Origin of the sequence: Marinobacter salinisoli, from assembly GCF_017301335.1 — a bacterium.
Lineage (GTDB): Bacteria > Pseudomonadota > Gammaproteobacteria > Pseudomonadales > Oleiphilaceae > Marinobacter > Marinobacter salinisoli.
In genome coordinates this window covers 2,723,211-2,747,142 of sequence record NZ_CP071247.1, presented here as the reverse complement: position 1 = coordinate 2,747,142, position 23,932 = coordinate 2,723,211, and the positions used below count along the sequence as shown (strand labels likewise).

The following is a 23,932-nucleotide window of genomic DNA, read 5'->3' as shown; positions in this document are numbered from 1 at the left end:
GGACCTTGCCTATACGGTAATGGCTAGGTTAATGGGCTTGATTGGAATGGCAAGAAAACAATGGATAGATATTTTGAAAGATCGTTCAGGTTATACTATCTTATAAAATATCTGATGATATTTTTTGTCATATAATCAGGCGCATGCGATTAAATGCTAAATGCTTTTATTTTAAATGGTTAAATATTTCTCTGCTAATGAAGGTGTATTTTTAACAATAGGTTAATCTTATTATGTCAAATTTTATTTCATTTAATTGTTGTTTTGGTGCATTTGGTGGAGTGTGTTTTGGTAATATTTTAATTGGTGGTATGAATCTAATAACGAGCAAATGTTAGATCAAAAAAACTGAACTTCGCGATCCCAGCTCAGCTTGAAAAGTGGTTTGGGGATAAAAGCCTTGTGCTTCATTTGTTCTGAGTGTGCGTAGGCGTACGGTGCCCAACCTCATTGGTGCCTGCGTGGTGACAATGAACCAACTTGCTCCATCGATAGGCTCGCTCAGGATCAATATTTAGCTGGATGGGGCTCAGACTCACCTTTCGCAGCGTAGTCGCTAAAAGGGTTGCTGGGCCCAGAGCAAGGCATGAGGGCAGTTAGGTTCTTTTGTTTTGGGATATGCCTGAAGCCTTGATGTGAGGTGATCCAAATATGATGTCGCGCCACGCGGCTGGCCATGATGTGAGCTTCGGTGCTTGAGGCGTTATTTGGTAAGTTCGCGAAAATCTTAAAGGCTTGGGTGGAGCATATGGTCTTTCTTTAATATTTTTCAAAGAAAGCCACGATTGGATTCATGTAGCGGGTAAGGTAGCGGTCAAAAGTTTTTCCTTTGATCATCTGTTTGCGATGTGAGCCAACGACAACTTGATGTTTGGCGCGGGTAAAAGCGACGTAAAAAAGTCTTGCTTGCTCCTTAAGTAAGTGTCTTCCTTCTTCGGCGTGCTTCTCAGAGTGGGATTTGCATTGTTCCATTATTCTGTAGCTTGGAATGCTCGCCTCAACTGCGTTTGGGATCAGAACACAATCGAACTCTAGCCCCTTCGATCGGTGAATGGTGCTCACTACAAGTCGATCTAGTTTTGTTATCAAGTCTGACTCTTTCGCCGTTTGATAAAATGGCATGGCTACTTGGAGGTAATCGCGCAATGGGGCTGGCTCAAACGATTGTTCAGCATGACGTATGAGCTTCGTTATTAGCTCTTTCTTGTCAACGTCGTCATAGTCGATGTTAGAAAGTTTTTCGACATGACTGAAATAAAGGTCAATAAGATTTTTGATGTTTACTTCAACTTCATCCTGGATCATTTCCGTTGCCTGGGCGTAAAGCGTAGAAAAACGATCGCTGAACCGTTGAAGTGAGTCGGCGTATGGTTTAGTAATTTCCGAAATTTCTACGAGGTGTGATTCCGCGGTTTCGGCCAATTTCGCCATCAGAGCGGATCCTGCTTTCACATCATCAAGGGCGTTATGTGAGTTTTCGCCTTCTAATCCAAAATGGGTGAGGAGCCAGCCTAACTTGTGAGAAGGGAGTTCAGGAAAGAAGCGGCGGGCAAGGTCGAGAGTGCAATATTTGGGGAGTTTTTTGTAGGCAGAGTACGCTTGAGGGAAGTGTTTCTTCAGGTGGTGTCGAAGCATTGCGTCATCAAACGGAAGATTGTGTGCAACGAGTGGACGCGACGCGTTGAACTGTAAGAAGTGGTAGATCTGAGACTCTATCTCCTTACCCTTCTCGTTTAATATATCTGGCGTGATTCCGTGCACTTCGACACTGTTGCCAAGTGGCGTATTCGTTTTGCAATAAAGGTCAATTTCTTTGCGAACTTCTCCTCTCTTTATTTTTACTCCGGCTAATTGAATTATTGAATCCTTATTCGGATCTAGCCCCGTGGTTTCAGTATCAAAATAGGTAACGGTACGATTCGCATGATTTAAAAATTGTGCTAGATAATGATGTTTTACATCCGGGACTAAAAAGTCCCTCAGTTCGCTGCCGTTTTTTGCGAGTTTTGCAGATAAATGGGCTGATGCGAGCAAGGGGGGGTAGTTATTTCTCTCGGCCAAAGGGATTTTCGAAAGGTCGCCGAACCGCCAAAACAATCTCGACCATGCAAGGCGGTTTCTCGGGTTATGTAGTACTGATATGAATGCGAGAAAATCCAAAGCAGGCCTTTTGGTGAATAAATCGTTTTTTCCGACAGTGAAATGGTCGATTCCTTTTGCGGCCAAGGAGTCTGAGCAGTTCGTTACGCCTTGGTTAGACGGACACAGAAAGGCGGCGTTTATGTTGTCAATTCGAGTGACCTTATATGCATGTTTAATCAGTAAGTCCCGGGTTTCGGTCTCAAATCTTCGGGTTACCAAAACCATTGCGGTTGGGTTTGTTGGGTGAACTGAAGTTGAGATTGATGAGTCGCCGAGAAATGTGGAGCGCAAGATATTCGCAGCATTAACAAGGTTAGCGGGACTTCGATAATTCTCACTGAGAGTATAGATAGAATGGCCGAATTCATGTTCTGTTACTTCGATGCTGGCACCTAGGAAGCGATAAATAGATTGTGCAAGGTCGCCAAGTAATAACACATGGGCATTGGGAGCGAGGGCCGCCTTGAGAATCATCCATTGAATTGGAGACAGATCCTGAGCTTCATCAATCTGCGCCCAGGTAAATCCTCTGAGTTTGCAGGGCTCGGGAGAGCTAAGCTTTTTGTATGCGAGTACGAGCAAGTCATCAAAATCATAAAAAGCTAGTTCGCGCTTTTCTTGCTCATATTGGTCCCAGATCATTAGTGCTAATGCGGAGGCAAGCCCAAGGTCATTCTCAGAGATATTAGCGTCAACAACCTGTAGGCGGGATTTAGTATGCTCGCGCAGGCTGTCAATGTTGGGCGGCAATCGAGGATCAAGGACCGTTTTGAGAAGGCTTGCAATACTGCGAAGATTCCAGGCGTCCCATTCGGTTTTTTCGGCGTACCAAAACACGCGCTCTATGTGTTTAGATGTGGCGTTGAATGGTGCCTGAATTAGGCTTTCCAGGCGCTTTATGAATGGCGCTAATATTTCTTGGCAAGCATCATCGCCCAGATCTCTAAGGCGCTCCTTAGTGCGTTTGTGGGCATTCTTCCACAGAGTTGTTTCGGTGGATGCTTCAATTAATGAGGCGGTCCGTGGCAAGCATCCGTTTTCCTCAAGAAACCGCAGGGCAAAAGCGTGGGTATTTCCAATAAAGACATTTTTGGTACGTTCACCCATTCGTGCAGTTACTCGCTCTATCATGGAACGCGCCGCGCGGTTTGTGAACGTAATGCAAAGCATTTTTGAAGGTGGAAGGCCGTCTTCAAGCGCCTTTCTTACGCGTTCTGTCAAGATTTCGGTTTTGCCACTGCCCGCAGGCGCCTGACAAGCATGCCAGCCGTCACTTAGGTCGACGACAGATTGTTGTGCTTCGTTAAAAACAACCGTCTTTTCTTCCATTGGCCGTAAGGTCCCATTATTTAACGTATCCATGGCCCCATCGCAGAGTACGTAATAGCGTTTCTTGTTAGTTAGGGCCAAGTTCCAGTTCGCGATCGAGAGGTGTAGGGCTTTTCCTCAGTATGTATAGGTGGCTTTGAGTTCCTGACGATATTCTCCTATATATTTTAGATGGCGAGCGGTGGGCCTGAGGAAAATCTATATCTCATTTCACTGGTGACATAATTGGCAAAAGAAAAATATTCACCTATTGCTCAAGCGCAACAAGATTGGAGGAATGGTTTGTCGATTGATGAGAATCCTTTTCCTCCCGGATCGAGAGAATTTCTAGAGTATCATTCAGAATTCGATCGCTTGCAGATTGAAGAGGAAAAGCGGGCTTTGTGGGACGATTGGTGAGCGAGTGTGATTTTACGTTTTTCAATCGGAAGCGTGTCAAGGAAAAACAAAAAAGTGGCATTTTCTTAGAGAAAAATTTTTCAAATTTTTCTCTTTATTTGTATTCAAAAATATATGATGAGGGCCCGCTTCGCGGCAGGGGCAAGGTTAGGTGTTGAGGTCTGTTTGAATAGCTCATTGTTTTTCGTAAGTATCTGAATTTAAAGACTAAAAATCATTTTAGCAGAATTTATGAAGAAGGGAAAGGCCTAAGGCAGAGCTTCAGTTGTTAGAATTAGTAAAAATTAAGGTGAGACCAAAAATATTATCTTTTTTTATATAAAAAAACGCTTGTGCAAACTGTTACAAATGGAGTTCGGATAGTTGTTGGATAACAATTTGGCGATTGATATTCGGCTTTTTACTAAATCTCGTTTTCCGGTGATGTGGTATAAAGCTTATTTGCATCACCTTAGAAAATTGTCTCGATAATTTGGACCCGAACGGAGCCTATCGGTGTTCATTTTTCGTTGACGGCGACGGGGTGTTGCACTATTGTCATTGGCACTGACAACTTTCGGTTATTTACCGTCGTCTAGGGTAAAGGTGGCGGACAAAAATCTCAGAAATTCAATTGGTTAGGAAGGTTGTGGCCTTCGAAGCCGAGAGCGTATCGAGGGTTCGAATCCCTCCCTCTCCGCCAATTAAAAACCCCGTCAGAAATGGCGGGGTTTTTTATTTGCTGACAAGTCACCGAGAAGGACGCCGGCTGGCGCCATCGTGCTGATTTAGCGTCGAATTCCAAAGCCCGAGAACGCTCCGGTGGCGACCTGTTCAGCCATTTCGATATCCTCGACCCGAGCGTCGGGCGGCCCTTTCTGACACCAGGCCCGCAGCTTGCCTAATTGCTCTTCGGTGCCTTCGGCAACAACTTCAACACGGCCATCGGGCAAATTCCTTGCGTATCCAGTCACGCCGATTTCGTTAGCCGTCGATTCGGTCGAGGCGCGGTAATACACCCCCTGAACCTTGCCCGAGATAATCAGCGTCCAGCGCTTGTTTGCCATGATTTGTTCCCCTGGCCAGTGGATGTCACGCTATAACGACTGTAGTTCGCTGATGCGAGTGACTCAAGGGGGCAGCGCCGTGATGGCAGGACGACACCTGAAAGCCAATACCAGCGGTTATTCAGATGCATTGATGTGTGAAGCCGAAGGACTGGAAAGCCTGCGCTCGGCCCTGCAATTGGCTGGTGTCTCAGCGCTGCGAATTCCCGAGGTGTTTTCTGTTAGTCACAGAGAGCTGGCAATGACGGCGATAGGTTCCCGCCCGGCGCGGGAGGAGTCCCTGCGTTTGCTGGGCGAGGGTTTGGCGCGATTACACCACATTAAGCAAACGCGGTATGGCTGGCATCGCGATAACTACATCGGTTTGGCGCCTCAGCCCAATGGCTGGCATCAGACCTGGGGTACGTTTTTTGTCCACCAGCGGCTGAGTTTCCAGGTTGGAAGAATCCGTAATTCGACCCTCCGGCAGCGGTTCAGCGAGTCGCTCGATCGCTATGGCGTTGAGTTGGCGGCTTGGTTCGATACGCATTGTGCGCAGCCAAGTTTGCTACACGGCGACCTTTGGAACGGCAATGTCCTGTTTGATGACGATGGGCCGTGGCTCATCGATCCAGCAGTGTATTGCGGGGATCGGGAAGCGGATCTGGCGATGACCGAAATGTTCAGCGGTTTTGGGGCGGCGTTTTATCAAGCCTATGACCGTATCAACCCGCGCACTGAGGTTTACCCCCGGAAACGTGACATCTACAACCTCTACCACTATCTGAATCACTACAATCTGTTCGGTGCCGGCTATCTGTCCGGATGTGAGCGTGGCTTTGCCGTGATCGAACGGATCGCCGGCTAAATCATCCCGGCGCTTCGCAGAGCAAATACCCCAAGAGTCACGGTCACACTGGCCATCAGGGTCGACAGCGCAATGATATTAGCAGCCAGACGTTCGTTGCCTCCGAGGGCCTTGACCATTACGAAACTCGCGGCCGCAGTCGGGCTCGCAAAAAAGGTAAACATCAGGCCCAGTTGTTCGCCACGAAACCCGAGTAGCCAGGCGGCGCCGGTACACAGAACGGGCAGAACGATCATTTTCATCAGGCTGCTGCTGGTTGCCGTCGCGGTGTCCGCCCTGATCGAACTGAGTGAAATCGTGGCGCCGACGCACAGCAGCGCCAACGGCAGAGTGAGCGATGCAAAGTAGTCCCCGGAGGTTAACACCCAGGTTGGCAGCTGCACTTCAAACCAGGCAAATGGGATGGCAACAATGACCGAGAGGATGAGCGGATTTCTCGCGATATCTCGCAGAATCTTCCGCCAGCTCGCGGATTGACCCGGTCGATAGGCCGTGAGCACGATGACCGATAGCACGTTGTAAGCCACGATCACCAGCCCGAGCAGCAGGGCGCCGGCCGAGAGCCCATAATCCCCGTACAGGCTGGCTGCCAGCGCCAGCCCCACAATGCCGCAGTTACCCCGAAAAGCGCCCTGGACGTAGACGCCGCGGTCCTCGGGTCGGACCCGCCAGATGGCCCACAGCCATGCAAGGGCAAAACCACCGAGGGTTGCGAGTGCATAGAACAGTAACAAACTGGGGTTCAGGGTGGTTTGCAGATCCGCCCTGATAATTCCAAGGAACACCAGCGTTGGCAGGGTCCCCTTGAAAACAAGGCTTGATGCGGTGTTGACAAAGGTTCCGTCGATCCACCCGATGCGGCGCAAACCCAGGCCAATAAACACCATGACAAACACGGGCAGGGTGGTCTCAAGGGTTTGCAGGAAGATGGTGGTCAGGTTCATGCCGGTCGTCAGTGCAGGTGGATGGAGGGCGATGGCGTAGTGTACCGGCCAGCTAGGTAGCAAGCTATCGTAAGCATAAAAAAACAGGGGCCAACTGGCCCCTGCTGAGTTGATGCAAAACTATTCAGGCTTTCAATTGGCCCCCCACCGGCAGGCTTCGGATTCGTTTGCCTGTTGCGGCGTAGATGGCGTTCAACAGGGCCGGCGCCACCGGTGGCAATCCCGGCTCACCAACCCCTCCCATGGGAACATCCGGATTGTTGACCAGATGAACTCTTACCTCCCGCGGCGCCTCGGTCATTCGGGGTACCAGATAGCGGTCGAAATTGGCTTGCTGGGCCACGCCGTCCTGAAAAGAGATTTCGCTTTGCAGGGCAATTCCAATCCCCATGACACAAGCGCCTTCCATCTGCGAGCGAATCCGTTCCGGATTGGCCTGGGGCCCGCAATCAAAGGCCATGTCAGCGCGATGAATGGTGAGCATGCCGTCGTCATCCACTTCAACGTCGAATACCACGGCGGTATAGGAGACAAAGCTGTGATGGAAAGCGAGGCCCATGCCGCGGCCTTTGGGCAGCTCTTTGCCCCAGCCAGCCTCCTCGGTGGCGCGCTCAATTACGCCGCGCATGCGGCCGGTATTGATGGCGTAAATGTCGGGATCTTCACCGTAGTTCCAGGAGTCGCCGACCGAGGGGTTCGGTATTTTCCGGTCTTCGCCCAGGAGTTCGAGCAAGTAATCACGGTGATCCTTGCCGGCCGCCACGGAAAGCTCGTGGGCGAAACTCTGAATCGCCCAGGCGTGGGGCAGGTTATACACCGCTCGGAACCAACCGATACGAACATGGGCAGAGGCTGGCGGATTTTCGATCCGCAGCGCAGGCACATTGAAGGGCGTGGTATTGAGCCCCATGCCAAGCTCGAAATCGACCTTGTGCTCCGGATCCGGTGCAAACAGTGAGCTAATGCTCGGGGACAGCGACCGGTGCAACCAGCCTATCGTTTTGCCATTCTCGTCCAGCCCGGCCTCCAGGTGGTCTACCGAAACCGCGTGGTAGTAGCTGTGCTGAAGGTCATCTTCGCGGGTCCATTGCAGGGTTACCGGCTGGCCCTCAAAGGACTGAGCGATACTGGCCGCCTCAATGGCGAAGTCCGGCTTGGATTTCCGGCCGAAGCCACCACCGAGCAGTGTCACGTGGACAGTCACGTTTGCCGGATCGAAACCCAGTCGCTCGGAGACGGTGTTGCGAGTGGCCTCGGGGTGCTGAACCGGGCCCCACACCTCGGCCTTGTCTTTGCGCACCAGGGCCGTGGCGACCGGCGGCTCCATGGGTGCCTGCGCCATATGGGGCATGTAGTAGGTGGCTGATACTTTTTTGGCGGCCGCCTTCATAGCCTTGTCCAGATCGCCTTCATCACGAATGATCTTTCCCGGGGATTGCGCCCGTTTTTCCAGCGCTTCGCGATAAGATCCAGAGGTGTAAGCACTGTTATCTTCGGCGGGCCCGTTATCCCAGTCGATACTCAGCGCTTCGCGGCCCTGAATCGCTGCCCAGGTATTGGTCGCCACGACCGCAACGCCACCCAGGGGTTTAAATGCCGCGGGCTGGCCAGTGCCCTCAATTTTCATGACCTTTTTCACCCCGGGTACTTTCAGTGCTGCGCTGTCGTCAAAACTTTTCAGCTTGGCGCCATAGACGGGGGGCCTCGCAATCACCGCATACAGCCGATTATCCAGCGGGACATCGGCACCGAAAACCGCTTTGCCGGAAACGATGTCCTCACCGTCAATGGCCTTGGGGTGAGCGGACTCCAGCTTACCGTTGATCAGTCCTGTCTCCTTGCCGATAAACCGCAGGGCGTCGTCGGCTTTCAGATTCAGCTTGCTGCGCTCTGGTACTTCCAGTTGGCGAGCTGCCTCTGCCAGTTCACCGAAGCCGAGCGTGCGACCAGAAGCCACGTGTACTACCTCGTGGACGCCGGTTTTGACCTCGTCGACCGGCACCTGCCACTGATTTGCCGCGGCCCGTTCCAGCATCTGACGTGCGGCGGCAGCGGCACGGCGCAAAGGCTGGTACCAGTGGCGCATGCTCCGGGAGCCGTCGGTATTCTGATTGCCGTACCGGCTATGATCGCCTTCCGCTTGTTGCACCTTGACCCGCTCCCAGTCAGCGCCCAGCTCATCCGCCATCACCATCACAACGCTGGTGCGAATGCCTTGGCCCATTTCGGAACGGTGGTTTACCAGGGTTACAGCGCCGTCGGTGTCGATTTGAATGAACACGTTGGGATCGTCTGTCCAGCCACCGGGCATGCCAGCTGCCCCGTATTCCTGCTTCTCGGAGCTCTGGACCCAGTCCCAGCGTGCGGCAAGAACAAACGCGGATGCGCCGGCCAGGCCCATCAGAAACTGGCGGCGGCTGACGTTGGCGAGCCTAAGGCCATTTTTGGTGTCAGTGGTCATGCCTTTTCCTCCTCGCCGGATGCCCGTTCAATCGCGGCCAGGATGCGGTTATAGGTACCACAACGGCACAGGTTGCCGGCCATGGCACTGACAATGTCGTCTTTGCTGGGAGCCGGGTTCTGCTTCAGAAGGGATGTGGCATTCATGATCTGCCCCCCCTGACAGTAGCCGCATTGGGCCACCCCAAGGTCAAGCCAGGCTTTCTGGACGCGCTTGCCAACAGGGTCTTGGTCGATCGCCTCAATGGTGGTGATTTCTCCGGCTGCAGCGGAAACGGGGGTGGTACAGGACCGGATTGCGGTGCCATTCAAATGCACGGTACAGGCCCCACACTGAGCGATGCCACAGCCGAATTTAGTGCCTTTGAAGCCAAGAACGTCCCGAATCGCCCAGAGCAGGGGCATATCATCCGGAACATCGAGTTCGTGTTGCTGACCATTGATATTAAGGGTAACCATAGCGTTTCTCGACGGTTGAGCAGTTTGCGGATTTGATCCCTTTCACTGTAGTCCCGCAGGGTACAAACGCCAAAGGCAGAAACCTGAAAGTTTGGAGAGAAAGGCTGATAAAACGAGGGCGGGGAAGGTGCGAGGGAACAGTGATCTAGTGCCTCAGGCTTTTAACTGGTTCCCGACCGGCAGCCTCCGAATGCGTTTGCCTGTTGCGGCGTAAATGGCGTTTACCAGGGCCGGGGCGACAGGTGGCAGGCCAGGCTCTCCGACGCCACCCATGGGCTCTTCAGGATTCTCGATGAGATGCACCCGGATGTCTTTGGGGGCGTCGGTCATCCTGGGTAACTGGTAGCGATCAAAATTTGCCTGCTGAGCCACTCCGTATTCGAAGCTGATTTCATTCATCAGGGCAACGCCAATCCCCATGATGCAGGAGCCTTCCAGTTGCGATCGGATACGCTCAGGATTGGCTTGAGGTCCGCAGTCCAGGGCGATATCAGCGCGGTGTATGGTCAAGGCCCCACGATCATTCACTTCAACATCGAATACGACCGCGGCGTAGGATCCGAAACTTTGGTGGAACGCCAGACCAAGACCCCGGCCCCGAGGCATTTCCTTGCCCCAGCCAGCCTCTTCAGTGACACGCTCGATTACGCCCCGCATCCGCGCTGTATTAATGACATAGATTGCGGGATCCTCGTCGTAGTTGTAGGTATCGCCCACCGAAGGGTTTGAGATTTTCCGGTCGCGCCCCAGAAGTTCCAGCAGGAAGTCGCGGTGGTCCTTGCCCGCAGCTACGGACAGTTCATGCGCAAAACTCTGTATCGCCCAGGCATGGGGCAGGTTGTACACAGATCGGATCCAGCCTATCCGAACGTGGGCTGGCGCTGGCGGATTTTCAAGCCGGATGGCGGGGATGTCAAAGGGGGTCGTGTTGAAGCCCATACCTTGCTCAACTTTCGATTTATGGTCGAAATCCGACTCAAGCAGGGACATGGTGCTCGGGGAGAGTGAACGGTGTAACCACGCCGTTGTTTGCCCCTGTTCGTTCAGCCCGGCTGCAAGGTGGTCGACAGATACCGTGTGATAATAACCATGCTGCAAATCGTCTTCGCGGGTCCACTGCACGGTTACCGGGCGGCCTTCAAAGGACTGAGCAATGGCCGCCGCTTCTATTGCAAAGTCGGGCTTTGCTTTGCGGCCAAAGGCGCCGCCAAGCAAGGTAACGTTTACTGTCACGTTGGCCTCATCCAGCCCAAGTCGCCCCGCGACCTTGCTTCGGGTGGACTGAGGGTTTTGGGTGGGCGCCCAGATTTCTGCGCTGCCCTTGCGGACCCGAGCCGTTGCTACCGGAGGTTCCATGGGCGCCTGGGCCAGGTGCGGCATGTAGTAGGTGGCGGAGATTCGTTGCTTGGCCTCCGCTATGGCTTGTTCGAAATTACCTTCCTCCCGAACCACTTTGCCGGCTGAGCGCGCCTGTTTTTCAAGCCTTTCGCGGAAGACGGTGGAGGTGTAAGCGCTGTTGTTACCGGCTGGGCCGTTGTCCCAATATATCTTCAGTGCCTTACGTCCCTGAATGGCTGCCCAGGTGTTGTTTGCGACCACCGCAAGACCGCCCAATGGATTGAATTCTGAAGGTAAGCCAGAGCCATCGATCCGCAACACCTTTATGACTCCGGGTACTTTTAGGGCATCACTCTCGTCGAATCTGCCCAATACGGCACCGTAGACCGGAGGGCGCGCGATGACAGCGTACAGCGGGTTATCAAAGGCGACATCGGCCCCATATACGGCTGCACCAGAGACCATGTCCTCGCCATCGATGGCTTTTGGTCGGGGCGACGCCAGGGTTCCGTTGATGAGTCCGGTTTCCTTGCCTATAAAGCGGAGTTCATGAGGGTCCTTGAGGATCAGTGATTCAGGCTCAGGGACATCAAGATTGCGGGCGGCGGCTGCCAACTCACCGAAACCGAGCGTTCGTCCTGTTGGCGCATGGCTGACTGCGTGGATGCCGGTTTTTACTTCACTGACCGGCACCTGCCACTGATCCGCGGCGGCTTGCTCAAGCATTTGCCGAGCTGCGGCGCCGGCCCGGCGCAGCGGGTCAAACCACTGCCGCATGCTGCGGGATGCTTCCGTGTACTGGTTGCCGTAGACGTTGTGGTCGCCTTGAGCCTGTTCGACCCTGACTCGCTCCCAGTCAGCACCGAGTTCGTCGGCAATTACCATGACATTGCTGGTGCGGATGCCCTGGCCCATTTCGGAGCGATGGTTCACAATGGTGACCGTGCCATCCGGATCAATGTGGATAAACACATTGGGGTTATCGGTATAACCGCCAGGCATGCCCGCAGCGCCGTACTTCCTCTTTTCCGCTGTTTCAACCAAATCCCATCGGGCCGCGATAACCAGAGCTGCGCCGCCGGCGAGCCCGGTGAGGAAGCGCCTTCGGCTGACGTTGGCGAGCTTTAGCCGGTCCTTCGGCCCAGATTCCATGCGTTATTCTCCTCGCGTTATGCTCGCTCAGTCGCGTCAATGGACAGGGTGCCGTTCCCGCAGCGGCGTAGGTTGCCAGCGACGGCATTGATTGTGTCGTGCTTGCGTGGCCTTGAGGCGGAAACGGGAGGTGTACAGTATGAGGTGGCCACCCTGTCAAAGTTGAACGTGCAGGCTCTGCGATGTTGGGCGATTACAGCCAAAAACGTCTCGCCTTTCAGGCCAATAGCTGCCTGCACGCGCCAGGGCAGGGGCGTGCGGTCAGGAACATCGATCTGGTATGTCTTACCATTGATGTTCAGAGCAAACATATTTTTTTACTTTTTTGATTATGGAAGCGGGTATCGTAGTTTTAATGTAGCCTTGCTTGCGACGAATGCCAAAATTTCAGTGCCTTGAAAGCCTGAAAGAAAGGTAATGAAAACGGTTTGTACCGTTAGGTCTCGGCTGGGCTATAGTGAGACGCCGGAGACCACGACAAAAAAGAGGATACGGATGAGCGCCCTGAATGCCTACCCTCAGTCACTGCAGAAAGTGCTGGCAGAAACCCCGAAAGACCAACCGGTTGTGATGCTCAATCTAAAACAATTCGTTGAAGACTCCCGTCAGCCGGCCGGTGCAGAACGACCCGCTCGTGACCCCATCAAAGCCTGTATCCAGAAAGCGTCTGATTGCGTTAGAGCGGTTGGTGCGGAAGTGGTCTGGTGGGGCTCTGGCGCCGATGCTCTGGTTGCTCCGCCGGAGGAATCGTGGGATCAGGTGGTTCTGGTGCGATACCCGTCCATAGACGCCTACCTGGCGCTGATACAAGCCCGGTAAACGAATTCCGCGGCGGGCGCCTTATTGTGCCGATCCGGCATTCAAGCGCTTAGGGCCAGCCCAGTTAACTTCTGCAAAATGATGTCGCCGGGGTGGTCACACTCCTTACGATTGTGTTGTATAAAAGAAGCGGATATGACCGACGACGAAATCAGTTCGACGCAGCCAGACCCTAGAGAAGAGCGGTTCGTTGTAGACACCGATCTACTAACCGAAGACCAGATCAGCGGCCTGGTGGACGAGTATTGCACGCGATCTCACGGCTTGAATGATTCCGAAAACCCCCTGGACGAAAGGACTCGTGTGCTGGCTGCGGTGCGGCGAGGGGAGCTGGTAGTCTGGTTTGATCCGGTTGAAAATACCGCTGGTCTGGGAGTACCGGCTAATTGAGAAGTACCCGTCTTAAGGATTTCGGGTTTTACCTATAACAATGGTATGGTTAGGGTTACGATGCCACTGTTTTACCGTAGTCCGTGTGCGAGGTGAGATTTGATCAGGGTATTGGTTGTTGATGACCATGAGCTGGTACGGTCCGGCATAACTCGGATGCTGGCGGATAACCCGGACCTGGAAGTGATCGGGCAGGTGTCCTCTGGCGAAGACGCGATCGAGTTCGTCCGAAAAGATCGCCCGGATATTGTCCTGATGGACATTCGGATGCCGGGGATTGGAGGGCTTGAGGCCACCCGCAGGATTCTTCGTATCGATGACAGCGTGCGCGTTATCGTTGTCACTGCCTGCGCGGATGATCCTTATCCGACCAGAGTCATGCAGAGCGGCGCAACCGCCTACATAACCAAGGGTGCGGACATCAAAGAAATGGTTCGCGCCATCCGTATGGCCCACTCTGGCCAACGTTACATCAGTCCTGAAATAGCACAGAAAATGGCTTTGAAGCAGCTCAGCGGCGATCACGAAGAGGGCGGTTTATCTCTGTTCGAGAGGCTTTCCGAGCGAGAGATGCAGATTGCCATGATGGTTGTGGATTGCCAGAAGGTTCAGGATATTTCCGACAAACTTTGCCTGAGCCCGAAGACCGTCAACAGTTACCGGTACCGTATTTTCGAAAAGCTGGAGATCTCCAGTGATGTGGAGCTGGCGTTGATGGCGGTGCGGGTCGGATTGCTGGATGCCGACAAAGTCTGATTCTGATCCGCTCTCAGCGGAGTTCGACAGCAAGAACTACCTCAAACAACTCACTGAACGGCCCGGCGTATACAGGATGTACGACCGGGGCGGTGATGTGCTGTATGTGGGCAAAGCCCGCAACCTGAAGAATCGGGTCAGCAGTTATTTTCGAAAGAGCGGCCTGGCGCCAAAAACTGCGGCGTTGGTTGGCCGGATAGCCTCGATTGAAGTCACCATCACCGGCAGTGAAACCGAAGCGCTTCTGCTTGAACAAAACCTGATCAAGTCACTGCGCCCGCCCTACAACATCCTGCTTCGTGACGACAAGTCCTACCCCTACATCTACCTTTCTTCACACAGCGATTATCCGTCGTTGACGTTCCGTCGCGGACGTACAAAGAAAGGAGGTGGCACCTGGTTCGGGCCGTTTCCCAGCTCCGGTGCAGTCAAGGAAAGCCTTAACGTTTTGCAGAAGGTTTTCCGGATAAGAAATTGTAATGAAAGCTATTTCAGAAACAGAACGAGACCCTGCCTGCAGTACCAGATCAACCGCTGCACCGCGCCGTGCGTGGGGTATGTCACGCCGGAGGAATACCTCGAGGATATCCGTCACGCGACCATGTTCCTGGAAGGGAAAAATCCGGCCATCATCCGCGACCTGATGGATGCGATGGAAAAGGCGTCCAGCAATCTGGATTTCGAAAAAGCCGCGGAATATCGGGATCAGATAAATCACCTGCGTCACGTTCAGGAGCAGCAGTCCGTGGAAGGTGGCTCTGGTGATGCCGATGTGGTCGCCATTGCGCAGGATGCCGGCGTGGTTTGCGTGGTGGTGATTGTGGTGCGTGGTGGGCGGGTGCTTGGAACCAAGAACTACTTCCCTCGATTCTCAATCGAGGATACCGAGGGAGAATTGCTGGGCGCGTTTCTCGGGCAATATTATCTGGGTGGTGATACCCACCGGGAAATCCCAAAAGAGATCTTGGTGCCAACCGAGGTTGAGGGGCAGTCGCTGATTTCTGAGGCGCTATCCGACGCAGCAGGCCGGGAAACCCGAATCCGAGGCAATGTGCGGGGGGAGCGGCGGCGATGGCTGGACCTGGCATTGACCAATGCCCGTCAGACCCTGATAACCCACCTGGCCAGCAAAGAAACGGTATACCGGCGTTTACTGGCGCTCAGAGACCTGCTTGAACTGGCCGAGACACCGGCACGCATGGAGTGTTTCGACATCAGCCACAGCCACGGGGAAAATACCGTCGCATCCTGCGTGGTTTTTGACGACAATGGCCCCCTGAAAAGCGACTACCGGCTATACAATATAGAAGGCATAACCGCAGGTGACGATTACGCCGCCATGCGCCAGGTGCTGACGCGGCGCTACAAGCGCCTGATCTCGGGGGATGGAAAGCGCCCGGACCTGGTGTTTATTGATGGGGGCAAAGGACAGCTGAACATTGCCCGGGAAGTGTTTGACGAACTCGGAATTTCCGATATTCCCCTCATTGGGGTCGCCAAGGGTGTGACTCGCCGCGCGGGTATGGAACAATTGATCGACGCGATGACCGGCGATGTATTCCGGGTTCCTGCGGATTCGGCGGCACTGCACCTGATTCAGCATATCCGTGACGAATCACACCGGTTTGCCATCACCGGCCACAGGGCCCGCCGTGATAAAAAACGCCGGCAATCGACCCTGGAGGGCATTGAGGGCGTCGGCCCCAAGCGTCGGCGGGAATTGATTCGCTATTTCGGTGGCATACAGGAAATCCGCAAAGCCAGTGTGGATGAGATCGCCAAGGTGCAGGGGGTCAGCAAGGCGTTGGCGGAATCCATCTACGCAGCATTACATAACGAGTAAGGAAACCATGAACTTACCCAATATCCTCACCCTGTCGCGGATTATTATGATCCCCGTTTTCGTGGTGATCTTTTATCTGCCGGTGGATTGGAGCTATCTGGTCAGTGCGTGCATCTTCGCGCTCGCGGGTCTGACCGATTGGTTGGACGGGTATCTGGCCCGCAAGCTCGATCAGAGCACGCCATTTGGCGCTTTCCTTGATCCGGTGGCAGATAAACTGATGGTCGCCGTGGCCCTTGCGGTGTTGATCGAAGAACACGCGGCTATCATTCTGACAATTCCTGCGTCGGTAATTATCGGCCGCGAAATTGTCATCTCGGCGCTGAGGGAATGGATGGCCGAGATTGGCAGCCGCGCCAGTGTGGCGGTCTCCTACATCGGCAAGATTAAAACGACGGCACAGATGGCGGCTATCGTCGGTCTGCTGGCGTTCCCTCCGGGCAACGTCTGGTCGAATGTCTCTATCGGCCTGCTTTACGTGGCGGCAGTGCTTACGCTCTGGTCTATGATGCTTTATCTTAAGGCTGCCTGGCCGGACCTTTTCCCGGCGGCGGAATCTCCCGACGCACCGCATTGAGACGCCCAGGCAGCGACATCTCTGGCCATCGCTGCGCCCGTACGGTTAAAGGTCTGCACAATGGCTTCGATGTCGCCGGTGGGCGAGATTTCCATCACGCTGAATGTCCGTGTGCAGAGCTTTTCCCGGGAGCGGTTGGCAACAATCTGGCTGTGTAACTCGATCAGGATGGCCGGTGTTGGCCTTCCGTTTTCGGTGTGAAAGGCGCTCAATTCGCTGATCAGTGTCCAGTCGGTGTCGACCGGATTGGTCTCACTGACCACGGATTCGAAGCCCTTTGCCTTGCGTAGTGTCTGCACCAGCAAGTCTCGCACAATCACGGGGATGGTGTCCCGCCAGCGCACTTCTTCGTAAATTCGAAACTCCCACGGTGTGGGTTTGGCAAGAATGCGACTGCCATTGAAGGGATCTGACGCGTAGGGCGTGTCGACACGAAGGCTGAAAGGTCGCCTTTCGTTTGCCTGGTAGTCCACGGTGGCAGCGGAAAAATCCATCACCCGGCGGGCTTCCGGATTCGGGAAGACGCTGCATCCGTGCAGCAGCACCAGAATACTGGCGCAGAGGGTCAACTTCCTTATCACTCCGAATACTCCTTCATTGATTCTCCGCCCCAGATAGCCCGGGTTGGGTCTTCACCGACGCGCTGGGTAATCTGGTTCAGATTGCGCAGGGTCGATCTGAGCTCCCTCAGTGCCGGTGCCAGCTCCCCCATGCCCTGAAGCCCGGACGCCAGGGCACCCTCGTTTTCGATCGTGAGCCGGTCGATACGGGTTGCCGTGGTCTGGATGGTTTTCAGGGCGGTGTCGAGCGCTTGCAGAACATCCAGGCCCTCATTCGCCAAGAGGGAATTGGCGTTGTCCGAGACAGCCGATACTTTGACCGCGGCCTCCCGTGCCCGAAGCGTGGCGATCTGCATGTTCTCCAGCAGCTCTGTCAACTGATCTCGCTGGTCCATGAGCCCGCCCGTCATTTCCCGGGTGTTCGCAAGAATCACGGTAAGATTTTCGGTGTTCTGATCGGAGAATAACCGGTTGGCGTTGGTGAGCAGTGAATCGGCTTTGGTAAGCAGATTCTGTCCACTGGACAGCAGTGTATCGAAGGGCGATGGCTCAGCCGTGATCAGGGGAGGATCTTCCTGGCTGCCCTGGATTCGGGGGCTGTCTGGCGTGCCGCCAGTGAACTGGATGCTCATGCTGCCGGTGATGTTCGCAAGAACCAATCCGGCTTTACTGTTCTCACGGATGGGGATGTTGTCATCAACCCGGATCAGCACCCGAACCCGGCTCGGGTTGTTCATATCGAGGGTCATGTCCACCACATCGCCGACCTGGACTCCGCTGTATAGCACCGGATTGCCACGGGACAATCCGCTGACGGGGTGATCAAAGCCAATGTGGTAATAGGACCAGTCACGGTCGGTGGCGGTTTTCGTCAGCCACAGCGCGAAACCCAGCGCTGCGGCGAATGCCGTGAGGGTGAACAAGCCAATAATCACGTGATGGGCTCTGGGTTCCATGGCGTTACTCCTGGCCGTGTTCCGAATGAGCCGCGACGGTTGTCGCGGCTGCCCGGCCTCTGGGGCCGTTAAAATATTGCTGAATCCACGGGTCGTCCGTGGTTGCGACTTTTTTGAGCTGGTCAGCCACCAGAACCTTCTTTTGCGAGAGGACTGCGACCCGGTCACAGGTGGTGTAAAGGGTGTCGAGATCGTGTGTTACCAGGAATACGGTCAAACCCAGCGCATCCCGCAAGGTGACGATCAGTTCGTCGAAGCCTGCGGCACTGATCGGGTCAAGGCCGGCGGTGGGCTCGTCAAGAAACAGGATCTCGGGATCCAGAGCCAGTGCCCGGGCCAGGCCTGCGCGTTTGATCATGCCGCCGGACAGTTCCGAAGGATATTTCCGGGCAGCATCGGGCGGCAGTCCGGTCAGCGCGAGCTTGATGCGTGCGAGGTGATGGGCGTCTGCCCGCGTCAGCCCTGCATGTTCAATCAACGGGACAGCCACGTTGTCCTGCAGGTTCAGTGAGGTGAACAGTGCTCCGCCCTGAAACAGCACCCCCACACGTTGCTTAACCCGTGAACGTTTTTCCGCCGACAGGTCTTCGAGGTTGGTACCGAACAGCCGAATCTGGCCGGATGTTGGTTTGTTGAGCCCCACGATGGTTCTGAGCAGAACGGTTTTGCCGGTGCCGGAACCGCCGACCACCCCAAGAATTTCCCCAGTCCGAAGATCAAGATCGAGCTGGTCGTGAACCACTTGTGCGCCAAATTGATTGCATAACTGGCGAACCTCGATAACGGTTTTGCCCAGACTGTCAGGATGAGGTTCAAGATGGTGGTGTCTGAGCATGGTTACCACCCCATTTCCATAAAGAACAAAGCAGCGATGGAATCGAACAGGATCACCGTGAAAATGGACTGCACCACGCTCGAGGTGGTGTGCTCGCCAACCGATTGTGCACTGCCGCTGACTTTGAAGCCCTCCAGGCAGCCAATTACCGCAATAAGAAATGCGAAAACGGGCGCCTTGGATAGACCGACAAGGAAGTGCCGAAGTTCAATGTCACGCTCTACGATCGCCATGAACTGCGGGGGATAGATATCAAGCGACAGGGCGCATACCGTGGCGCCACCCACCATTCCGGCAATCATCCCAACGAACGTGAGGATCGGCAGGCTGACCATCATCGCCAGCACTCTGGGGATGACCAGCAGCTCAATGGGGTTCAGACCCAGGGTGCGTATTGCGTCCACTTCCTGGTTAACCTTCATGGCACCAATATGGGCAGTAAAGGAGCTGGCGGTCCGGCCGGCCAGCAGGATTGCCGCCAGCAACACGCCGAATTCCCGCAGAAAGGAAAAGGCGACCAGGTTCACGGTATAGATCGTGGCGCCAAAGTCCTGCAACACGGTCGCTCCCAGAAACGCCACCACCGCACCCACCAGAAAGGTCAGCAATGCAACGATAGGTAATGCGTTGAATCCGGTGTCCTGAATGGCCGAAACAAAGGGCGTCAGGCGCCAGCGCCAGGGGCGCGGGAGCAACCAGAAAATCGCAGCGAGTGTTTGCCCGATGAAAGCATTGAGCTGTTTCAGGAGTTGGAAAATACCATCGGTGCGTTGACCCAGCTCCGATAGAAACCTGATAGGGGGCGATACCTTGACGACAGGCGGGACAGGCTCCTGTTCCAAGGCCTTGCATACCGCGCTCATTAAAGCCGATTTTTCCGGAGGGAGTGTACCGGCCGCAATAAGTTCACCTAATCGCCGTCTGCCAAGCAAGGCGGCCAGCTGCACGGCACCCGCAGTATCAACGTGCCCCAGTCCAGCAAAATCGACGGTTAAACGCTCCGGATGCCGTCCGGAGATTCGGTTCACTTCCTGTTGCAGCTGGGCATAATCGGGCAGGGTCCAGTCACCACGAATGGATAGGGTGTTGCCGGAAACGACGGCTTCGCCCGGGGTTGGCCGATGCGCCGCGAACACCGGCTTTTCATCGCTGGCATGGCTGGTCACGTTATGGGTACAGTCCGTTGTTTGTTTCGTTGTCCTCCTTGTAGCTTATAAACTGAACTGCTTGTCCGCCAGTATGTTTCGGTCCTCCTGGTCGTGGCTTGCCAGTATCTGTGTGACTCCCTTCGCTTTTTGGGCCATTAGTAGCTCCCGCACGGTAGCCCGGGTTGCCTCATCAAGACCTGTCAGTGGCTCATCCAGGAGCAGGATTGGCTGTTCCCGAAGGACCGCCCGAACAATAGCGACTCTCTGGCGCTGGCCGCCAGACAATTCGCCCGGCATGCGGCGTCCAAGCCCGGGCAACCCCACTCTCTCCAGATGCTCCTCGATAGACCGCTTCTGGCGAGCCGAGAGCTTGAGGCCGGGATGGATTCCAAGGCCAATGTTGGTTTCAACGTTCAGATGCTCAAACAGGTTATGTTCCTGAAAGACGCTGGTCATGGGCCTCTGCCAGGGTGGAAGCAAAATTATCGACTCACCTTTCCAGGCTATGTGGCCTGACGAGGGCGCAAGAAAGCCGGCCAGCAAAGCCAGCAGCGTCGACTTGCCCGAGCCGCTCGGCCCACTGATCGCCAGGCATTCTCCGGGCTCGGCCTTGAAATCGAAGCACCACGGCTCCGCTGCCGACTGATACGCAAACTTCAGGCTTTTTACATCAAGCACTGGTGAACTCCTTTGGTGTCCTTTGGCGAAGAACGGGCAGGTGTGCGGGAAAACGTGGCGGCTACAGCAAAGAGCCCCAGAAGCAGGATCAAGAGCCAAAGGCCTGTGGTTGCAGCGGCTTGCATCTGGTAACTACCCAGCTGCTGATAGAGCAACACCGGTATCGTGGGCTGATTAGACGCTCCAAACAGCGCTATGACGCCAAAGTCTCCCAGGGACAGCCCCACACCATAGGCAAGACTCAGTGCCAGGGGGCGACGCAGGCGGGGCCAGTACAGCTGTTGCCAGCGATACCAGCCACGGATATTCAGTTGGTCAGCCTGTCGCAGGGTCATGGGGTCTATGGCGTTGAGCGGGCCCCGGATAAGCTGAAGCACGAATGGAAGTGCCATTAATGCATTGATCAGTGCTACCAGAGCGAGGCCCTCGGTGCTCATGCCCAGTTTCGGCCGAAGGGCCAGGAACAGGCCAGTGCCGAGAACTAGCGGGGGAACAAACAGGGGCAGGTGGGCCAGGGTCGCCGGAAGGCGGGCCAATACAGGGCTGACGGAAACCCGGTAGGCCCCCAGTATTAGAAGCGCTGCGATTACAGAGATCAGTCCAGCGGGTAGCGCAATCAACAGACTTCGAAGGGTGGCCTTGAGTAACACTGAGTCCTGTAAGGGGCTCAGGGCGCCAGCAACGCCGGGCACGCCTTTCAGGGTCACAAAGATCAATGGCAGCAACAGGAAAAGCGTGAATCCGGCGATCAGCAAATAATCTCCGAAGCGGCCCGGGCCCACACTGTCTTTGCGCCTGGGCGCCATCGCGAGGTGCCGGGCAGGAACCAGCGCGCTATCCATGCCGCGACGCACAGCCAGATACCAGAGTGAGCCGCAAATCAGCATCTGTACGATGGCGAGCATGGCAGCTCGTGAGAAATCAAATTCGAACCGCAACGCCTGGTAGATCGCCACCTCAAGCGTTGTCGAACCGGGCCCGCCGCCCAGTGTCATGACAATGGCGAAGCTGGTAAAGCAGAGGGTAAACACCAATGTCGCCAACCCCGGAAGAATGGCTTTCACTGCCGGCCATTCCAGCGAACGCCAGAGCCAGATGTTACCCAGCCCCAGTTGGCTGGCGATGCGTCGCTGAGGCTCGGGAACGCTCTCAAGGGCGACAAGGAAGATCCGGGCTGCCAGGGGCGCATTGAAGAACACATGGGCGAGCACGATGCCGTTCAGCCCATAGAGATTCCAGATTTGTTGACCATGGACAGGAAAAAGCCAGCCCGTGAGCCATCCTTGACGGCCATAAATTCCAACCAGGCCGGATACCGCCACAATGGTGGGAATCACCAGGCTTAACTCCATCAGCCGAAGCAGCAGTGAGCGTCCCGGGAAGGCGCGATGCCGGTCCAGCGCACGCGCCAGAGGAATCGCCAGAAGAATACTGAACAGCGTAGAGAGGGTCGCTTGCCATATGCTGAAGCTCACCACGTTACGCAGGTAAGGGCTGGTCCAGAGATCTCGGAACGGCAAATCCGCTGATTGCCAGAGCAGGGCACCGACCCCGACAGAGGCGACGCACAGTATGCCCGCCGCCAGCACGATGCCAGGCCATCGCAGCCAACGGGGGTTACTCAGCGGGGGATGGACGGGCCGCTCCACGTCAAGCAGCCGCGTTTAGCGCGTCATGGCGTTCAGCCATTCATCTACCCAGGCTCGCCGGTTGGCCGATACCGTTGCCGGTGGGAAATACCGGGTGGTTTCGGGCTCTATCAGACGGTCAAATACCTCAGGCATGTCGTCACCGAGGTCGATCGCTGGATACATAACGTTCTTCAGGGGGATGTGATTTTGAAATGCTGGCGTGAGCATGAATGCCAGGAACTCACGGGCCAGGGCCTGCTGATCGCTGTTGGCGACCACGGCCGCGACTTCCACCTGCAGGTAGTGGCCCTCATCGAATTCCGCGGCCTGGTAACGTTCGGTGTTGTCGATGGCCATGTGATAGGCCGGGGAGGTGCTGTACGACAGGATCATCGGAGCTTCCCCGTTCATGAACAGTGAGAAGTAGCCGTCACTCCAGCTCTTTGTTGTCGTCAGGATCTTGCCTTTCAGCGCCTGCCACTTCTCGGGTGCCTGTTCGCCGTAAATATGACGAATCCATAGCAACAGGCCGAGACCGGGCGTGCTGGTGCGCGGGTCCTGAATGATGATTTTAAGATCATCGGGGGCGTCAATAAGGGCTTCCATGCTTTGAGGAGGGCTTGATAGCTGCTCAGTATCATAAACGAACGCAAAGTAGCCCCAGTCGTAGGGCACGAACGTCTCATCTTGCCAATCAATGGGCAGCTCTAACGCTGTCAGATCGGTGTCGTGCGAGTCGAGCAGACCCGTCTTGCGCGCCGCTTCCATGGTCCCGTTATCCAGGCCAAGAACCAGATCAGCCTCGGTAGAATCACCTTCTAATCTCAGGCGCTGCAGAATATCAACGCTGCTGTCCAGTGCCACAAAATTAACAACGCACTGGCACCGGGCTTCGAAGGCTGTTTTTATGGCTGGGCCGGGGCCCCATTCGGCAACGAACGAGGGGTAGGTGTATATGTTCAGCTCGGAAGCGTGGGCTGTAGTGGAGCAGAAGAGTGAGGTCGCAATAATGAAGCTGAGTGCACGAATGGCCATACCAGTTATCCTCTAAACACCGGTGGGGTACGACCATGGTGCCCGGAGTCGGGCATGTTAGCGGCACTCAATCCCTTCGCCGGCATGATCCGGATCAGGTTCCGCGGGTATGGTCTCAGCCCAAGCCTGGCGAAGGTCGGGCACCCCGTTGAGAAAAGCACAGTCTAACATGGGTTTAGGAGGATTAAACGGGCATAAAGCTCAGGTGGTTTTGGCAGGCCAGAACAAAAAGTAACCACTGTCGCCGGCAAATCAAAAAGTTGAAAAAAGTGGTTGACGCACCCGGTCGAATCCGTAGAATACGCCTCCGTTGTCGGCAAGAACCGGCACGCAGAGCGGGAATAGCTCAGTTGGTAGAGCACAACCTTGCCAAGGTTGGGGTCGCGAGTTCGAATCTCGTTTCCCGCTCCAATTTTTCTCCGGCCCACGCCGGGTAGAAATTGATTCAAAAGTCTCTCACAGCCCACCTGAGAGCAGCTAAGCCTTAATCCTTCAGGCTTTTCCCCGGCGCGGTGGCAGAGTGGTTATGCAGCGGACTGCAACTCCGTGTACGCCGGTTCGATTCCGACCCGCGCCTCCAATTTTCCC

General features: G+C 55.0%; 20 protein-coding genes, 2 tRNA genes and 1 riboswitch. Of the genes, 9 read left to right on the top strand and 13 right to left on the bottom strand.

The genetic code is table 11. The features are described 5' to 3' along the window. Positions 1-759 precede the first annotated feature (759 nt). Positions 760-3,471: a UvrD-helicase domain-containing protein gene (locus LPB19_RS12460; RefSeq protein ID WP_206643223.1), complete on the bottom strand. Its 2,712-nt coding sequence runs from the start codon at positions 3,469-3,471 to the stop codon at positions 760-762. A gap of 225 nt (positions 3,472-3,696) precedes the next feature. Here LPB19_RS12460 and LPB19_RS12455 point away from each other — a divergent pair, with 225 nt between their 5' ends. Continuing rightward, the gene (locus LPB19_RS12455; RefSeq protein ID WP_206643222.1) at positions 3,697-3,870 is read left to right on the top strand and encodes a hypothetical protein; all 174 of its coding nucleotides are present in this window, start codon (positions 3,697-3,699) and stop codon (positions 3,868-3,870) included. A gap of 767 nt (positions 3,871-4,637) precedes the next feature. Here the strand turns inward: LPB19_RS12455 and LPB19_RS12450 are convergent. Beyond that, complete coding sequence (locus LPB19_RS12450; RefSeq protein ID WP_206643221.1) at positions 4,638-4,916, bottom strand: acylphosphatase; 279 nt, start codon at positions 4,914-4,916, stop codon at positions 4,638-4,640. 82 nt (positions 4,917-4,998) lie between these two features. On the opposite strand from LPB19_RS12450, the gene LPB19_RS12445 reads away from it, so the two are divergent. Then, positions 4,999-5,763, top strand: a complete 765-nt coding sequence (locus LPB19_RS12445; RefSeq protein WP_206643220.1) for a fructosamine kinase family protein — start codon at positions 4,999-5,001, stop codon at positions 5,761-5,763. Here the strand turns inward: LPB19_RS12445 and LPB19_RS12440 are convergent. From LPB19_RS12440 to LPB19_RS12425, 4 genes are all read right to left on the bottom strand, one after another. Beyond that, a complete protein-coding gene (locus tag LPB19_RS12440; RefSeq protein ID WP_206643219.1) occupies positions 5,760-6,707 on the bottom strand; it encodes an AEC family transporter in 948 nt (315 codons plus the stop codon). The genes LPB19_RS12445 and LPB19_RS12440 overlap by 4 nt on opposite strands. 124 nt (positions 6,708-6,831) lie before the next feature. After that, positions 6,832-9,168, bottom strand: a complete 2,337-nt coding sequence (locus tag LPB19_RS12435; RefSeq protein WP_206643218.1) for a xanthine dehydrogenase family protein molybdopterin-binding subunit — start codon at positions 9,166-9,168, stop codon at positions 6,832-6,834. After that, positions 9,165-9,626: a (2Fe-2S)-binding protein gene (locus LPB19_RS12430; protein WP_206643217.1), complete on the bottom strand. Its 462-nt coding sequence runs from the start codon at positions 9,624-9,626 to the stop codon at positions 9,165-9,167. The genes LPB19_RS12435 and LPB19_RS12430 overlap by 4 nt, the downstream gene beginning before the upstream one ends. 153 nt (positions 9,627-9,779) lie before the next feature. After that, the gene (locus LPB19_RS12425; RefSeq protein WP_206643216.1) at positions 9,780-12,116 is read right to left on the bottom strand and encodes a xanthine dehydrogenase family protein molybdopterin-binding subunit; all 2,337 of its coding nucleotides are present in this window, start codon (positions 12,114-12,116) and stop codon (positions 9,780-9,782) included. 495 nt (positions 12,117-12,611) lie between these two features. Here LPB19_RS12425 and LPB19_RS12420 point away from each other — a divergent pair, with 495 nt between their 5' ends. The 5 genes from LPB19_RS12420 (at position 12,612) to pgsA (ending at position 16,501) form a co-directional block, all read left to right on the top strand. Further along, positions 12,612-12,935 (top strand): DUF1330 domain-containing protein, encoded by a 324-nt coding sequence (locus LPB19_RS12420; RefSeq protein ID WP_228289111.1) that lies wholly within the window; start codon positions 12,612-12,614, stop codon positions 12,933-12,935. Between the two features lie 135 nt (positions 12,936-13,070). Further along, positions 13,071-13,325, top strand: a complete 255-nt coding sequence (locus LPB19_RS12415) for a YheU family protein (RefSeq protein ID WP_206643215.1) — start codon at positions 13,071-13,073, stop codon at positions 13,323-13,325. Between the two features lie 99 nt (positions 13,326-13,424). After that, on the top strand, positions 13,425-14,081 hold the full coding sequence (gene uvrY, locus LPB19_RS12410) for a UvrY/SirA/GacA family response regulator transcription factor (protein WP_206643214.1): 657 nt from the start codon (positions 13,425-13,427) through the stop codon (positions 14,079-14,081). Then, a complete protein-coding gene (uvrC, locus tag LPB19_RS12405; RefSeq protein ID WP_206643213.1) occupies positions 14,065-15,924 on the top strand; it encodes an excinuclease ABC subunit UvrC in 1,860 nt (619 codons plus the stop codon). Before uvrY ends, uvrC begins: the two co-directional genes overlap by 17 nt. A gap of 7 nt (positions 15,925-15,931) precedes the next feature. Then, entirely contained in the window at positions 15,932-16,501 is a 570-nt protein-coding gene (pgsA, locus tag LPB19_RS12400; protein WP_206643212.1) for a CDP-diacylglycerol--glycerol-3-phosphate 3-phosphatidyltransferase, read from the top strand. On the opposite strand, the gene LPB19_RS12395 is transcribed toward pgsA, so the two are convergent. The 7 genes from LPB19_RS12395 to thiB form a co-directional block, all read right to left on the bottom strand. Next, a complete protein-coding gene (locus LPB19_RS12395; RefSeq protein WP_206643211.1) occupies positions 16,438-17,082 on the bottom strand; it encodes an ABC-type transport auxiliary lipoprotein family protein in 645 nt (214 codons plus the stop codon). The two genes, pgsA and LPB19_RS12395, sit on opposite strands and share 64 nt — an antisense overlap. Beyond that, complete coding sequence (locus LPB19_RS12390; protein ID WP_206643210.1) at positions 17,079-18,017, bottom strand: MlaD family protein; 939 nt, start codon at positions 18,015-18,017, stop codon at positions 17,079-17,081. Before LPB19_RS12390 ends, LPB19_RS12395 begins: the two co-directional genes overlap by 4 nt. Before the next feature lie 4 nt (positions 18,018-18,021). Beyond that, on the bottom strand, positions 18,022-18,852 hold the full coding sequence (locus LPB19_RS12385; protein ID WP_206643209.1) for an ABC transporter ATP-binding protein: 831 nt from the start codon (positions 18,850-18,852) through the stop codon (positions 18,022-18,024). A 2-nt stretch (positions 18,853-18,854) separates the two neighbouring features. Beyond that, positions 18,855-19,988, bottom strand: coding sequence for an MlaE family ABC transporter permease (locus LPB19_RS12380; protein ID WP_407943962.1), 1,134 nt, complete (start codon positions 19,986-19,988; stop codon positions 18,855-18,857). Positions 19,989-20,063: 75 nt separating this feature from the next. Then, positions 20,064-20,678, bottom strand: a complete 615-nt coding sequence (locus LPB19_RS12375; RefSeq protein ID WP_206643207.1) for an ATP-binding cassette domain-containing protein — start codon at positions 20,676-20,678, stop codon at positions 20,064-20,066. Further along, a complete protein-coding gene (gene thiP / locus LPB19_RS12370; RefSeq protein ID WP_206643206.1) occupies positions 20,666-22,327 on the bottom strand; it encodes a thiamine/thiamine pyrophosphate ABC transporter permease in 1,662 nt (553 codons plus the stop codon). Before thiP ends, LPB19_RS12375 begins: the two co-directional genes overlap by 13 nt. 15 nt (positions 22,328-22,342) lie before the next feature. Beyond that, a complete protein-coding gene (gene thiB, locus LPB19_RS12365; RefSeq protein WP_206643205.1) occupies positions 22,343-23,344 on the bottom strand; it encodes a thiamine ABC transporter substrate binding subunit in 1,002 nt (333 codons plus the stop codon). A gap of 54 nt (positions 23,345-23,398) precedes the next feature. Next, positions 23,399-23,502, bottom strand: a riboswitch (TPP riboswitch). Positions 23,503-23,679: 177 nt separating this feature from the next. Here thiB and LPB19_RS12360 point away from each other — a divergent pair. Both LPB19_RS12360 and LPB19_RS12355 read left to right on the top strand, forming a co-directional pair. Next, positions 23,680-23,755: transfer RNA gene (locus LPB19_RS12360), tRNA-Gly, on the top strand. Between the two features lie 95 nt (positions 23,756-23,850). Continuing rightward, a tRNA-Cys gene (locus LPB19_RS12355) sits at positions 23,851-23,924 on the top strand. Positions 23,925-23,932 lie beyond the last annotated feature (8 nt).